The organism is Prosthecobacter sp. (assembly GCF_049294395.1).
Taxonomy (GTDB): Bacteria; Verrucomicrobiota; Verrucomicrobiia; order Verrucomicrobiales; family Verrucomicrobiaceae; genus Prosthecobacter.
Genome location: NZ_JBAQCR010000013.1, coordinates 1 through 14,166, shown reverse-complemented (window position 1 = coordinate 14,166; position 14,166 = coordinate 1). Strand labels below are relative to the sequence as shown.

General features: G+C 58.2%; 16 protein-coding genes. 4 read left to right on the top strand and 12 right to left on the bottom strand.

What is annotated here, in order from left to right; all coding sequences use genetic code 11:
• Nucleotides 1-321 precede the first annotated feature (321 nt).
• Nucleotides 322-1,362, top strand: coding sequence for an OmpA family protein (locus WAW39_RS00985; protein ID WP_422314840.1), 1,041 nt, complete (start codon nt 322-324; stop codon nt 1,360-1,362).
• Between the two features lie 30 nt (nt 1,363-1,392).
• Here WAW39_RS00985 and WAW39_RS00980 read toward each other — a convergent pair whose 3' ends face one another.
• Together WAW39_RS00980 and WAW39_RS00975 are read right to left on the bottom strand one after the other, a co-directional pair.
• Nucleotides 1,393-1,836: a thioesterase domain-containing protein gene (locus WAW39_RS00980; protein WP_422314838.1), complete on the bottom strand. Its 444-nt coding sequence runs from the start codon at nt 1,834-1,836 to the stop codon at nt 1,393-1,395.
• Between the two features lie 73 nt (nt 1,837-1,909).
• Nucleotides 1,910-2,587 (bottom strand): histidine phosphatase family protein, encoded by a 678-nt coding sequence (locus WAW39_RS00975; RefSeq protein ID WP_422314836.1) that lies wholly within the window; start codon nt 2,585-2,587, stop codon nt 1,910-1,912.
• Between the two features lie 131 nt (nt 2,588-2,718).
• On the opposite strand from WAW39_RS00975, the gene WAW39_RS00970 reads away from it, so the two are divergent.
• A complete protein-coding gene (locus tag WAW39_RS00970; protein ID WP_422314834.1) occupies nt 2,719-3,579 on the top strand; it encodes a glycosyltransferase family 2 protein in 861 nt (286 codons plus the stop codon).
• Between the two features lie 9 nt (nt 3,580-3,588).
• Entirely contained in the window at nt 3,589-4,119 is a 531-nt protein-coding gene (locus tag WAW39_RS00965) for a hypothetical protein (RefSeq protein WP_422314832.1), read from the top strand.
• A 9-nt stretch (nt 4,120-4,128) separates the two neighbouring features.
• On the opposite strand, the gene WAW39_RS00960 is transcribed toward WAW39_RS00965, so the two are convergent.
• Genes WAW39_RS00960 through WAW39_RS00940 form a run of 5 tightly spaced genes read right to left on the bottom strand, consistent with a single transcriptional unit; the run spans nt 4,129 to nt 9,836 of the window.
• Nucleotides 4,129-5,742 carry a NosD domain-containing protein gene (locus WAW39_RS00960; RefSeq protein ID WP_422314830.1) on the bottom strand — a complete coding sequence of 538 codons (1,614 nt, stop codon included), beginning with the start codon at nt 5,740-5,742 and terminating at the stop codon, nt 4,129-4,131.
• Between the two features lie 18 nt (nt 5,743-5,760).
• Nucleotides 5,761-6,702: a prolyl oligopeptidase family serine peptidase gene (locus tag WAW39_RS00955; protein WP_422314828.1), complete on the bottom strand. Its 942-nt coding sequence runs from the start codon at nt 6,700-6,702 to the stop codon at nt 5,761-5,763.
• A gap of 39 nt (nt 6,703-6,741) precedes the next feature.
• On the bottom strand, nt 6,742-7,629 hold the full coding sequence (locus WAW39_RS00950; protein WP_422314826.1) for a sugar phosphate isomerase/epimerase family protein: 888 nt from the start codon (nt 7,627-7,629) through the stop codon (nt 6,742-6,744).
• A gap of 5 nt (nt 7,630-7,634) precedes the next feature.
• Complete coding sequence (locus tag WAW39_RS00945; protein ID WP_422314824.1) at nt 7,635-8,435, bottom strand: SDR family NAD(P)-dependent oxidoreductase; 801 nt, start codon at nt 8,433-8,435, stop codon at nt 7,635-7,637.
• Between the two features lie 3 nt (nt 8,436-8,438).
• Nucleotides 8,439-9,836, bottom strand: coding sequence for an FAD-dependent oxidoreductase (locus WAW39_RS00940; RefSeq protein WP_422314822.1), 1,398 nt, complete (start codon nt 9,834-9,836; stop codon nt 8,439-8,441).
• Nucleotides 9,837-9,946: 110 nt separating this feature from the next.
• On the opposite strand from WAW39_RS00940, the gene WAW39_RS00935 reads away from it, so the two are divergent.
• On the top strand, nt 9,947-10,561 hold the full coding sequence (locus WAW39_RS00935; RefSeq protein ID WP_422314820.1) for a type II secretion system protein: 615 nt from the start codon (nt 9,947-9,949) through the stop codon (nt 10,559-10,561).
• A 17-nt stretch (nt 10,562-10,578) separates the two neighbouring features.
• On the opposite strand, the gene WAW39_RS00930 is transcribed toward WAW39_RS00935, so the two are convergent.
• From WAW39_RS00930 to WAW39_RS00910, 5 genes are read right to left on the bottom strand one after another with little or no spacing between them, the layout of a single operon-like run.
• Nucleotides 10,579-11,256, bottom strand: coding sequence for a family 16 glycoside hydrolase (locus tag WAW39_RS00930; protein ID WP_422314818.1), 678 nt, complete (start codon nt 11,254-11,256; stop codon nt 10,579-10,581).
• A 52-nt stretch (nt 11,257-11,308) separates the two neighbouring features.
• Complete coding sequence (locus WAW39_RS00925; RefSeq protein ID WP_422314816.1) at nt 11,309-11,437, bottom strand: hypothetical protein; 129 nt, start codon at nt 11,435-11,437, stop codon at nt 11,309-11,311.
• 32 nt (nt 11,438-11,469) lie between these two features.
• Nucleotides 11,470-12,495, bottom strand: a complete 1,026-nt coding sequence (locus tag WAW39_RS00920; protein WP_422314814.1) for a zinc-binding dehydrogenase — start codon at nt 12,493-12,495, stop codon at nt 11,470-11,472.
• Between the two features lie 23 nt (nt 12,496-12,518).
• Nucleotides 12,519-13,217, bottom strand: coding sequence for an orotidine 5'-phosphate decarboxylase / HUMPS family protein (locus WAW39_RS00915; protein WP_422314812.1), 699 nt, complete (start codon nt 13,215-13,217; stop codon nt 12,519-12,521).
• A 56-nt stretch (nt 13,218-13,273) separates the two neighbouring features.
• Nucleotides 13,274-13,906 carry a helix-turn-helix transcriptional regulator gene (locus tag WAW39_RS00910; protein WP_422314810.1) on the bottom strand — a complete coding sequence of 211 codons (633 nt, stop codon included), beginning with the start codon at nt 13,904-13,906 and terminating at the stop codon, nt 13,274-13,276.
• Nucleotides 13,907-14,166: the final 260 nt, after the last annotated feature.

The following is a 14,166-nucleotide window of genomic DNA, read 5'->3' as shown; positions in this document are numbered from 1 at the left end:
AGGCGATTTTTTCGAGAGCCGTAATCAAATCAAACGACTTGAAGGTGTAGGCTTGGCAGCCGGCGTAGAACTGGCCGACTTTGGCGCTTTCAGGCAGGGTTTGACCGGCCACAGCGAGGGAGGCCGTGCCGAGAAGAAGAGAGAGAAGTGTCGTTCGAATCATGGGGAAATTTGAACGGCAGGCCTGCGCACTTCTTGCAAGCTCTGAAGGAAGCAGAATGCCAAGACTCAAAGCGAACCAAGCCCGGCGCCTCTCAAGATTCGGCATTCCATCCAAGGAGTTCGCTTGCGTGGCGGCGCCGTGAGTTCACTTTCCCGCATATGAAAATTCTGAAGTCTGCTTTGCTCATCACTGTTTTTGCCTGTGGTTTGTGCTTGGGGGGGGCACAAGCTGCGGATGTGAAGGGTGGCAAGGACCATCCGCTGCTCAAGCGCTACGAAGGCTCCGCGCTGGTATCGTATGAACAGAAGAACTACGACGCGCTGAAGATGGCGCTGGAGTGCATCGTGTTTGATTATGGCGAAGGAAAAATGAAGCCCTTCAAAAAAGTGGAGGTCGAAGGCCGCAAGACCACGCTGTTTTACAATCTGCCTACGGGCATCGGTACGCTGGAAGGCGTGCGCCAGTATGAAAATGAACTGAAGGAAAAAGGATTCGAAATTCTCTTCCGTGCCTCCGGCGAGGAGATCGAGAAGAACAAGGGCGACAATCTGGCGATGGAAGTCTATGGCATGACTCCGGAGAACACGAACCGGGATCATCCGCAGATCATGGCCATGCAGGGGCCGGACAAGACAAAGTCGCACTACCTTGCGACCCGCCTCTCACGTCCTGAAGGGGATGTGTTCTGCTCCGTCTGGTCATTCGAAGCCTCCTGGACCGCTGCCTCGCTGAAGGTTCCTGAGAAGAGCACCCTTGTGCGTGTGGACATCTGCGAGGTGAAACCGATGGAGCAGAAAATGGTGCTGGTGAAGGCGGCAGAAATGGCCAGCCAGATCACCCTCAATGGCAAAGTGGCACTCTACGGCATCCAGTTCGACACTGACAAAGCCACCATCCGCCCGGATTCCGAAGCCACGCTGGCGGAGATCGCCAAACTCCTCCAGGAAAAGGCGGACCTGCGCGTGCTCGTCGTTGGTCACACGGATACTGAAGGCAGCTTTGAGTACAATCGCAGCCTGTCACAACGGCGTGCAGACTCCGTGGTGGCGAATCTGGCGGACAAAGGCATTTCCAAAGAGCGGCTGTTTCCGGTGGGAATTTCCTTCGCTTCTCCCGTGGCAACGAATGCCACCGAGGAAGGCCGTGCGAAGAACCGCCGAGTCGAACTCGTGGACATGGGCGCGGCGAAAGCCAGGTGAGAAGGCGTGCCCTCGCTCCTGCTGTGAGTGTTATCGGAGCGCCACGAAGTCCCCCTCAAACAGCACGCAGACTTGTTCTGCGTGGATGACCTGCACCTGGAGTTTGAGATGCGCCTTGCCGGTGCTTTGGAAGACTGATTTGAACGCGGCCAGCGCCGCCTCATCCGGCCTCATGCACACAGCTCGGAGCATGCCGCCCACCGGGCGCTTGTAGCGGATGTTGCTTTCGCGGATCACGATGTGTGCATTGCGGTCGCCCAGTTGCAGCCAGAGCATGGCGTAGCCGGTCAGCGTGGTCAGTGCGCTGAGGCTGCCGCCGAAGGCGGTGCCAAGATGATTGTGATTGGGCTCCAGCGGTGCCGTCACCACGAGCTGTGTATCGTCGTAGCTTTCAATTTTCACACCCATCGCCTGCGTGAGCGGGATCTGTTCATGCAGGAAGCGTTCGGTGTCACGCAGAAGGTCGTCGTTCATGGAAGCAAAACAGTCGAGATGCCGCTCCATTTCGCAACGATCTTCGAAATGGGCTGGGGTATTCAGTTCCAGTTCATTTCGCCCACCAGGTCGACAGACAAGCCTTGGGTGTGTCCGGTTTGATCAACGTGTCCTCGGAGTAATGCGAGGTATCGTTGAAGAGCATCAAGCGCGCACGCACCGGATCTTTGAAGTCCACGACGTTTAGTGCAGCCGGGTTTTGATCCAGATTGTCCCGATACCGCCGCGGATCGAATCCCAGCAGGGAACTCAGCAGCAGGCGGATCGTCGCCTTGTGCGAAACGACGATCAATGATTCGCCTTCGTGCTGCCTGACCACTTCCATAAGGGCCGGCAGTGCGCGTGCGGTTACCGCGAGGCCGCTTTCCCCGCCTTCGGGTGCAAAGGTGAAAGGATCTTCATCCCATGCAGAGGCCTCAGCAGGAAACTGCTGCTCCACCTCGGCACGCGTCAGTTGTTCCCAGTGGCCATGCGAGATCTCACGCAGGCCATCACGTGGATGGACCTCCAGCTGATGCGGAGCCGCCAGAATGCGCGCAGTTTCCATCGTGCGATCAAGAGGTGAGGCGTACACCGCAGCCACCGGCAGGCCTTTCAGACGCTGCGCCAGGCGGCCCGCCTGCGCACGGCCTTCATCGGACAGCGGCACATTGGTGGCGCCAGCAAAGCGGTCTTCAGCAGTCAGAATGGTGGCGCCGTGACGAATCAGGTAAATGCGGGTGAGAGCCATGAGGACTGCCTATAGCACAGGCATTCCATGTCTTTCGAGCGGTTTTGCATTCATGCGGTGTGTTGTTACCCGGCTGCGATAATTGGGCCGGGGAAGTTGACGCACGCCGGGCGTTCGCGTATCGGGGCGCGATGGTGAATACAGAACCCAAAGTCACTGTCGTAATGGCCACCTACAACTGGAGTTCGGTCCTGCCATACTCCATTGGCAGCATCTTGCGCCAGACGCGGACGGATTTTGAACTGTGGGTGGTGGGAGACGCCTGCACGGACGACTCTGAACAAGTGGTGACCGCCATTCAGGACCCGCGTGTGCATTGGTACAATCGGGCGACAAACTTCGGGCAGCAGGGCGGGCCGAACAATGATGGCATCCAGCGCGCACGGGGCGAATACATCGCCTATCTGGGGCATGATGATCTCTGGCTGCCGCACCATCTGGAATCACTGGTGGCCGCCCTGGATGCGGGTGCAGATGTGGCCTGGGGAGCCCTTTCGTTCATTCTGCCGGATCAAAAGCGGGCATTGATGCCGCACAATCCCCAGCACTATCAGTCCGGCATGTGGATTCCTCCTTCTGGAGTGATGCATCGTAAAAGCCTGGCGCAAAAAGTGGGAGGGTGGCGGTCTTACCGCGAGATCACCATGGATCCTGAGGCGGACTTGCTGGTCCGAATGCATGAGGCCGGAGGCGTGTTTTGCTTTGTGCCCCGGCTCACCGTATTGAAACTGCCTGCGGCTGAACGAAAGAATGTCTATCGTGACAAACCCTGTCATGAGCAGGCGGCATGGACCAAAAGATTGGAAGCGGGGGAGAACATTGAACAAGCAGAGCTGATAGAGCTGGCCACCCATCCTTTCCAGGCAGCAGGCACGTTGATAGGCCTGTGGTTCCGTGCTAAGGCGGACTTCTTCGGCAAACTGTTCCGAGGGTATAAAAAAACGGTGTTTGACCGCCGCCGTAAGTGCAAGGGGCTCGCGCCCAAATCTTAACTTTCATTCATGAAATCTGAACTTTCCGCCACGCCTGACCGGCAAACCGTCACGCCGCAAGGCCAGCTGGTCCAAACTCTGATCGATGGCGTCAAAGTGCGTCTTGCGGTCACACATCCCGATGAACGAGGTGATCTCTGCGAGGTGTACAGCACCGCGTGGGACTTTGATGACGGTCCCATGGTTTACGCCTACTTCGCCAGCATCCGGCCTGGGCAGACGAAGGGCTGGGTCAAACACCTCCTGCAGACCGACCGGCTGTTTATGGCCGTCGTTTCGTTTCGTGTGGCTCTCTACGACGACCGGCCGGATTCCCCAACCTATCAGAAATTGAATGTCCTGTACTTCAGCGATCGGAAGCGCGGCCTCGTGCGCATTCCTGCCGGCGTGTATCACGCGGTGCAAAATGTGGGGCATGTAGATGCCAGCTTTATCAACCACCCCACCCGCGCCTACAACCACGCACAGCCGGACAAATACCGGCTGCCGCTCGATACGCCGCTGATCCCCTTCAGTTTCGCGCCGACGCTGGGCGGGTAAGACCGGAATTCACCGCCGCCCGTGATTGAAATCCACCGGCTTGCTGACGGTCGTAGCGCCCTGGTTGTTTTCGATCAGGGTATTCTTGCAGCTCGGATCCACGACGATGCTTGCCGCCTTGTTTTGAAAAGTGTTTCCGGTGAACTGCAAGTCATGGCCGTTAGGTGCAAAGGTCACCGCTTCAGCAGGGGCCGAGTCTCCTAGGATGAAGATGTTATCGCGCACAATGATGGGACCGTAGGTCGCGCCAGGCTCATAGATCGTGAAGTAGAGTTCCGGAAACTCTCCCGGTTTGGCAGTGCGGTAGGAGATGCGACCACGCCGCATGTCGGGCTCGTTCTTGGTCGTGTTGTTCACGAAGACATTGCCCGTCATGACGAAGTTGACGGGCTGGTTGATCCACGCGCCGCGCCCGCCATTGCGAAAGGTGTTGCCTGTCATCGTCACGTCTGTGCAGCTTTTTTCCACACTCACCACGCGTGAGCCGTTCGTGCCGTCCACGAGATTGCCGGTGATCGTGGCGTTCTGGCAGTACTCCGCCAGAAAGAAGGCCCCCATGCGGCTGCCGAGGATGTGGTTGTTTGCGAAGATGATGTTTCGGCTGCGCTGGATGTGCATCGTGTCGCCTATCGCGCTGAGCTGGCAGCCGGTGACGCGCACATCCTTGGCACCCACAATGTCAAAGGCGCCTTTACCCGGCCCGCTGCCCGTCGGAGCATACGCGGCGAGGTAAGTCGCGCTGATGTTAAAGGCCAGGCTGCCGCTTCCGCCACCTTCGAAGTGAACCGGTGAACCTTTAGGCTGATCCGAAATCTTGATGTGTTCCGGCGTGGACTCGACGACGAAATACTGCCGGCCGCGAACAATGTTTTTCGGAAGTTCTGCACCCATGAATGTGAGTGCTTCTTTGGGTTCATCGGTTTCGCTGATGGCAAGCGGACGGTTCGTGTTGTCGAACTTTACGAGATCGCCGCTGAAGGTCACTTCCCGCATGAGATCGGTGCGGAAATACTTCTTCGCCCGCTCAACTTCCCATGGCTCGTAGGACTCCGGCCACGTCATGATCTGCCAGAGGTAGCCGTAGTCCCACATGAACTTGCCGCTGCGCAGCAGTGTGCAGCTTTCCAAAGCCACGCGTTCGGCGTAGGCCGTCACTTCGCTCTCGCTTTTTTTTCCAGCCTGTCCGTGCACTCCGATCACGGCACCGGCCATGCCATTGGCCTTCACTTCGCGAAACAGAATGTCATGCGTGCCGCCTTCTTTCGTCGTGGTGATCTCAATGCCCTTGGTATTCGCATTGGGCTCCCACAGATTTTCCTTTTGAGCAGGATCAAACACATGACCCACAAACTCCCCTCCCTGCCATGTGAAGTGTGAGATGTTCTCTCCAGTAAACACAACCGCCCGCGCCTTGTCAGGCAGTGTCTCTGGCAGAATGAATCTGGCCCCATGGGCGAACACGGTCATGTTTGAGTCTAACGGCAGAGGCTTGCTGCCATCGAGATGATAGTCCCCAGCCGGAATCGTCACCACGCCGCCTTTGGCCAGCAGGGCGGCGAGTGTGGCAGAATCATTAGCCCAAGCTGTGATGTGGAGAAGGAGGAGGCAGAGAAAGGGCTTCATGATAAAGGCCAAGTGAACTCAAGGCTTCTTCGCTTTCTGTACCGGTGTGCTGGGCAGGGAAGACACATCCAGTGTGAACGCCTTGGCCGGCTTCTTATCGAGAAGCTGAAGATCGAACCATTCGATCATGCGCTCCGTGTCCTGCGGCATTTCCTGCCAGCCGCCATGCCCCGCGCCTTCGCGGATGACCAGTTCGCACACAGCCCCCTCTTCGTGGCAGCGCTTGAGAAAGCGTTGTGACTGTGTGATCGAAACCTGCAGGTCAGCATCGCCATGCACGATGAAGATGGGAGGCTGCCGCTTGTGCACCCAGTAGATCGATGAGAGCTCGCGTCCCAATGCAGCGCGTCCTTCCTCGGTCGCCGCCTTCGGACCAAACGCCCCCGCATACGCCGAGAGCTTGCCAATACCCACCGCATTGTCGCCCGGCTCGAACCAGTTCAGGTAATCAGTCGGTGGATAAAAGCATGCCACGGCATTCACCGCGCTGCTCTCGCGGTCAATCGGATCAACCGCCTTCGCATCGCCAGGTCCGCCGCGTGTCGCCAGCATCAGGCTCAGGTGCCCGCCTGCGCTGCTGCCAGTGACACCGAGCTTTTGCGGATCCACTCCATAGTCGGCCGCATGAGCACGCACAAAGCGCACTGCACGATTCAGATCCGCCACGATCTCCTCCACCTGAAAACGCGGCTGCGTACCATGCACAACCACAAACGTCGTGTAGCCCGCCTTCGGCCAGCCACCATCGCTGATGCCATTGTGATTCGATTTCCAGCCGCCGCTGATGATCTTGATGATGCCCGCGCCATTTGGCTTCATCGGCTTGAACACATCCATGGTCAGCGCCACGCCATCATGCTTGGTGTAAATGACATCGCGAATGCGCTCCGGTTCCTGTGCATGGAGTGCGGAGGTGATCAGAACGAGGCAGGGACTCAGATGGAGCAGGAGGCGTTTCATGGTTGATTCGTTTGGGGAATGATTTGAGTCAAAAGTGCCTTATTCCGGCCAGTAGATGGCGATCTTCTTTTTCAGGAACTCCACACTGCGTGCGAGCTGCTCCATGCCATCGACGCCGTCCTCGATGCTGATCCAGCCATTGAAGCCCTTGCTCTTCAGTTCTGTGAAGATGGCATCGTAGTCATTGAGTCCTTTGCCGATCTCGCCATGGCGCAGGCGCTTGGCATAGCCCTGTGCGCCGCCTTCTTCTTTGCGTAGATCTTCGATGGTACCTTCCGCCAGATAGCGGTCGCTCGCATGCATGGTCACCACGCGGTGCGAGACGCGCTTCAGCAGCTCAATCGGGTCTTCACCCGCGAGGTAGGTGTTGGAAGGATCATAGTTCACGCCGAAATTCGGGTGGTTCACCGCATCAACGAGTTTGCAGAACACATCCATTTTCTGCGCGAATTCGGGATACTCCCAGAAGTCGTCCTTGTAGTGATTCTCTATGATCAGAGTGATGCCGCGTTCCTGCGCATAGGGCAGGCAGGCGTAGATGGATTCAGCGGCCAGTTTCACGCCTTCATCCAGCGTCAGTTCAGGACGACGCTGCCCGCTGAGCACGCGGCAGTACGATCCACCGAGCGTGTGCGTCATGTCGATCCAGCGTTTCTGCTTCGCGATCTCTTTGTCACGGAAAGCAGCGTCCGGGTGGGTGAAGTCGGGCGAGCAGCACATCATCGGAATCACCTTGCCAGTGTCCTCGACCTCCTTGCGAAAGCGCGGCCAGTTGCTCTCATCGGACATCTCGAGAAAGCCAGCATACCATTCAAGGCCCTGCACATCGAGTTTGGCGGCGAGCTGAATCCATTCGGAGACGGTCATGGTTCCTTCTTTGCAGAGGGCCTGCATGAAGGCTTTGGGGAAGGCGGCGAGTTTGGGCATGGTGGTTATTTGGAGGGAATGGTGGAGGCGTCTTTGGGTGGATTGCGGCCGATGAAGGGATGCTGTTCCAAGTCAAACACCTGACCGCTGATGGGGCCGCATTCATCGGCCAGCAGCCATGACGCACAGGCAGCGATCTCATCGGGCCAGAGGATGCGTCCGGCGGGAGCATAGACTTTGGGAAGATCGGCATACCAGTCTTCGCGCAGGCCGTGTTCGCGTTTGCGCTTGGCCTCGTTTTCCGTGAGCACCCAGCCGGGATTGATCTGGTTCACCCGCACGCCGTCTTCGCGCATGAGCGTATCGCCCAGATTGCGGGTCAGGGTCATGAGCGCACCTTTGCTGACGCTGTACGGCATGAGGTTGGGCTCGCCGCTGTAGGCGTTCACGCTGCCGATGTTAATGACACTGCCATGCGTTTCGCGCAGGTGCGGAAGCGCGGCGCGGATGATGAGGTAAGGCACCACGCAGTTGATCTCCAGCATGCGGCGGAACCACGCACCATCCGTCGTCTGGATGTTCCCTGTGCCGACTTGCGCGGCGTTGTTGACCACAGCATCAATTTTACCAAAAGCCTTGATAGCGTGATCCACCAGCAACTGCGGCGCGGCTTCGTCAGCGAGATCTTTGATGACGAGAGCGGCATTCTCCGCGCCGAGTTCAGCCACGGTTTGCTCTCCCAGATCCTGCTCAAGACCATGGATAAGCACGCGGGCTCCCTCTGAGACGCAGCGCTTGGCGATGGCCTTGCCAATGCCGGTGACGCTGCCTGTGACGATGATGACTTTGTTTTGAAGACGGGACATGCTTTAAGAATCAGTAAAAGGACCGGAATTTTGTTGGGAGAGAGTCTCACGTACGCGCTGACCATTCAGCGATGCGACCGAAGTTTTCTGTTTCAAACTCATCGCCGTCGCACAACCCGCCGCCTCTCCAAGGGCCATGGCGGTCACCGTCACACGGGTGGAAGCATGGGCACCGCGGGTGGCGCTATGGCAGCGGCCCGCGACCAGCAGGTTTTCAATCTGCTGCGGCACCAGAGAGCGATACGGAATGTCATACGGCCCTGGCTGCACTTTCTGCGGATCAAAGTCGTTCGCACTGCCGACCACGGTTTTGTTTGGGTGCAGATCGAGATACCAGCAGCCGGTGGCAATCGCATCGTCAAAGCGGCGGCCCTGCATGATTTCCTTCTCGTTCAAAATGTGCTGCCCGATGAGCCTGCGCGATTCACGCACACCGATCCAAGGATAGGCTTCGAGAAAATAGGAGTCCGCAAAGGCGGGAATGTCACGCTTCCATGCACGATGCATGGCCAGCGCATCCGCCCGGCCCTGCATCTCCGCGCGGCTCAGATCCGCCGCATCGGTGGGATTCGCGGGAACACGCACACCATGTACGTAGACCTCGTCGTTGGAATACATGAACATCACGCCCGGCCCGTAAAAATGCGGCAGTTCTCCCAGCTCCTGCGCTTTCACCAGCCCAGCACGGCAGAGCTTGCTGATGTCAGGCACACGCTGGACTTTGCCGATTCGGAAATGCAGCGTCAGCGGCTGCACCTCGGCGCTTTGCTCGGTGGGCGCACCCGCACGGGCCGCCACATCGGCATCGCCGGTGCAGTCGATCACCACCTTGGGCTTGATGCGGACCAGTCCGTCCTTATTGGCGATCACCACCGAAGTCACTCGGCCATTGGCTGACTCCGCATCACATACAAAGGAATTGAACAGCACGGTCAATTTGTCGCCACAGGCCTGCAGTTCACGGTCCAGCAGAACTTTGAACTCAAAGGTGTTCGGTATCGTGGGGTTGTGCGGTTTGATTTCCTTGGCATCCGCCTTGCACACGCCTGTCTTGGCCAGCAGTTCCAGGGCGATACCGCGCACGACCACGCGATGCGTCTTGATGTCTGCAATGCCGTCAAAGTAGGGCAGCCCCACGCTGGTGATGATGCCGCCTGCAAACGGAGCCTTTTCCACCAGCAGCGTCTTCGCACCATTCCTGGCGGCGCTCAGCGCTGCTGCCGTGCCCGCGCAGCCACCGCCGCATACCAGTACATCCGTCTCGATCTCGCGCATGGGTGCCTTCACGAACGACTGATCCGCCGCCACCGCAGCTGCCATGGGGGCCACCGCCGCGACGGCAGACGCTTTCACGAAGGCACGCCGCGTGCTTGGGTCACTGCTGGTTGGGTTGGGATTCATGACAGTGAGCATAACGGAGACACGCCCTGCAGTTCCACGACAAAGTCTGTGTGAAATGCGTCAATAATTTTAAGCTTGGGGAAAGCTGCGGTTCCACATATCATTTTCCCATGAAAATCACCCGTAAAGGCCATGGTTTCACGCTGATAGAGCTGCTCGTTGTCATCGGCATCATTGCCTTGCTTGCAGCCTTGGTGCTTGGTAGCGGGAATCCGGCTTCTTCCAAGCGGCAGGTAACCCAAGGCACCATGGAGACTGTCGCGGCGGCGTTGGAGCGCTACTACGAGGAGTATGGTGAATATCCCGAGCCGGTAAATGCAGATGAAACGGCTGAGATCATGCCCGGAAAGGTCTATCGCATCGGTGCCGCCAAGTGCCTGTATCAAGCACTGCGGGGAGACGGCTATGACGCCATCAAGGGAGCCGGACGTGCTGAGAAAGGCGAACCTCAGTCGGATGGAAAGGTCAGCACAGACGAAATGAAGAACGTCATCATGGCCGATATGCCGGAGGGCATGTGGCGCAAGGTGGGCGGCAGTTACATCCTCGTCGATTCCTTCGGTCGTCCGTTTCAATACACCAAGGCCGGCAGCGAAAATAAAAATACGATCAACTCCACCTATGACCTTTGGTCATATTCTCAAGACGACAAAAACGTCATGGCCAAATCCAAAGACACCGAGGCCAATGCCAGCCTCGGCGCCAAATGGATCAAAAACTGGTGAGAGGGAAACTCGTCTGATTATTTCGCCACGCCCTTGATGCTGAAGTCGTCATACTTCACGTCAATGCGGTTGGTGGTGAGACTCACGACCGTCTTGTGATCATGTGCGACACCGGGGGACTGGAAAGTGCTGACAACCTTGCCGTCGATGCTGGTTTCCACCACATCATTCTGGGTGCGCACGGTGAGTGTGTGCCACTCTTTCAGCGACACCGTGGTGGGTGCCGACTTCGTCCACTTCAGCATGTTGGCCTTGTCCTCGGCGGTCAGCGTGGGTGGCACTGTCTTCTTGCGTGTGTAAATGTCGTTGCTGAAGGTGCCAGCCTTGGCGTCGGCAACGACCACTGCCTTCGGATTCACCGAGATGCTGCAAATGTGCCCTGCGTGAGCGCCTTTGTAGTCCTTGTCATCGAGCCAGACATTGAAGCCTTTTGCCTGATCGCTGACGAACTGGAACTTCACAGACACTTCCAGATCCGTCTCAGGAGCGATTCGGATCACATCCACCGCCGCGTGATCCGACTCCGGCGCTGTGATGCCCACCAGCACGCCGTCTTTCACCACGCTGGAGCTCTTGTAATGCCCCCAGGCCTTGCCAAAACCGTCGGCTGCGAAGTCATCCGAGAAAATGGCGCGTGGATAATCGAGGGCAAATGCGGAGGTCGCCAGGAGAGCGAGACAGAGAATGGATTTCATGGTGGTGGTGGGTGAAGAAAGAAGAACGGCCGTGCGCCGTCCATCACACAGGCTATTTGACGAACTTCTTCACAAAGTCCAGCACCGAGCGGGTGAAGGTCCATTGCCCCGTTTCTGGCAGGCACTGCGATGGGGTGCTCGCCCAAGACAGTGCCACAGCCGACAAAAATCGCATGCTCATGCGATTTCAAAGGAATGGAGATGAGCCGGCGATCACACCGGACGCAGCACGCTCTTCACGACTTCGCCCTTGTGCATCTTCTCAAAGGCTTCGTGCCATTCGGTCACGGGCCAGACACCACCGATGATCGGCTTCACATCAAACTGACCGCTGCTGAGCAGGGCAATGACGCGCTCCCAGATCGGCCAGTTGTGGCTGAAGCTGCCTTGCAGCGTGATGTTCTTCTGCACAAGAGGGTCGAGGTTGAAGCCAAGAGGCTGCGGGCCCCAGCCCACCTTGCTGATCCATCCGGCAGGGCGCACGATGTCGAGCGCGATCTTGAGCGTGATGCTCGCGCCTGCGGCGTCAATCACTCCATCACAACCCAGGCCGTCGCGGGCGGTGGCCCAAGGTTTCGCATCGCCGATGATGACTTCGCAGCCGTACTGCTTCGCGATTTCCAAACGATGCGCATCCTGCGGCAGACCGACGATGGCAACTTGTGCACCGCAAAGACGCGCCATGGCGGCGCAAAGGATGCCGATGGTCCCTGGCCCAAGCACGACGACTCGGTCACCGGGTTCGATGCGTGCATTCTTCACCACCGCGCTGTAGGCCACGCAGCAGGGCTCCGTGAGGCAGGCCTGCTCAAAGGGAAGCTGATCTGGCACGTGATGCAGAATGCGGCTGGGCACGCGCACATACTTCGTCATGGCTCCATTGACCCCGTAGCCGAAGCCCTTGCGGGTCGGGTCCAGGTTGTAAAGTCCCCGCTTCGTCATCGGATTGTTCGGGCTGATGATGGCGGCGGTTTCGGAGACGACGCGGTCGCCTTCCTTCCAGCCTTCCACATCCTTGCCCACTTCGACGATGCGTCCGCCGAACTCATGGCCGAGCACGACCGGATAGTTCACTGGCCAGGAGTGGTCGGCGGTCCACTGATGCAGATCGGAGCCACAAACGCCGACATTCGCGACTTCGAGGAGCACGTCCTCGCTGCCGATGGTAGGCGTTTCGATTTCACGGACTTCGACGGAGCCTTTTTCAGGCGCGTAATTGACGACGGCGGCGGATTTCATGGTTGGGAAAAGGAGGTTGAATATTAAAACGCAGGAACGTCCTGAGCATGCACGGCTTCGCAAATCATGCGCAGCGAAGCTTCGAGATTGCCGTCCGCCGTTTTGAAGGCATCGGCGTCGATGGTGAGAGGGGCGCCGAGGACGACCAGCGGGGCACCGTATTGAGGGCACTTGATGGCCTGCTCCAGGCTGAGACCGCCCACTGCCTGGACGGGGATTTTGACGGCGTTGCACACTTCACGGAGCTGATCCAGCGGGCTCGGCATGCGTTTGCCCGCAGCGGCGATGCCCCGGCGCTCATCGTAACCGATGTGATGGATGATGTAGTCGCAGCCGAGGTCTTCGAGAAACTTCGCGCCTTCGATCATGCTTTCGCAGACCATGTTGTCGCCCATGACCTTGCAGCCGAAGTCGGCACCGGCTTTGACAACGCACTTGATCGTCTCGGCATGAGCACGGGCCATGACGACAACATGGGTGGCACCAGCCTTGGCCATCATTTCGGCCTCCAAGTAGCCGCCATCCATCGTTTTCAAGTCAGCGACGATGGGCGTATTTGGGAAAGCTTTTCTCAGGGCGCGCACACCGTGGAGGCCTTCGGCAAGGATGAGAGGCGTTCCGGCTTCCAGCCAGTCCACACCGGCGCGCATGGCCAGGGCGGCGGTTTCGAGCGCTTCGTCGATGTTGGTGAGGTCGAGGGAAATTTGAACGATGGGTTTCATGGGCGGTTGTGGGGACCAGATTAACGCAGAACACGGCGTCGTCGTCACGACAAAGATCATGCGAAATGCGACAGGCGGGCACGGCCGGGTGATTTGCCAAAATGACGCCGATAACAACGGATGAAGTAGTTGGCATCACGAAAACCACAGACATGGGCAATCTCCGTGATGTTGAGCTGCGGATCCTTCAACAGAGGTCGTGCACGTTCCAGCCGTGCGTGCAGCAGGTAATCGAGAAAAGACTGTTCGCTGAAGTCGCGGAACAGCCGGGAGACGTGGTTAGGATGAAGATGCAGAAAGTCCGCCACCTCCTGCCGCCCGATGGGGTGATGAAGGTTTTCCTGCACGAACTGGCAGGCGGCCAGCCAAGTGAATCGCGCCTTGCCAGCTTTTGTTACCGATGGCTCGGGCTGCTCAGAGATCTCGGCGGTCTTGATGAGGAGGAGTTCCACGAGCCGACGTGCGGCGAGGTCGTCGGGTGGTGAGCCGCGCCGGTTTTGCAAGGCTTGGAAGAAATGCCTGCCGTCTTCATCCAGCACCCGTGAGTCGTGATGAGTTTGAAGAAACCGATGGCCTCCACGGCCTTTTTTTGCCAGCAGGTATCGCGTCATCTCAGGCGTGAAGACGAAACCGATGGCAAGATAGTGCGCTGAAGGGTGCGGCTCCATCAGTGCCTGGGGCGCAGCCATGATGGCGTCGCCGCGCTGAAGTGTAATGACTACAAGGCGCTGCTGCCGCAATACAACATAGCGGCCTGTTCCGGCGAGGCAGATGGAGAACCGTGGGCTGTCATGCACGGGCAGCCCACCCCGCAAGGCTGGAGAACCTGATTCCAGCGCTAGATGAACACGTTTGGGCCAGCCCCGCCTGAGAAGGCGGTGTATCCACTGGGGCCAGCGGCTGGCAGGGGCGTGAGCTTCGGACATATTGCGTTTGTGCTATCTTTGTT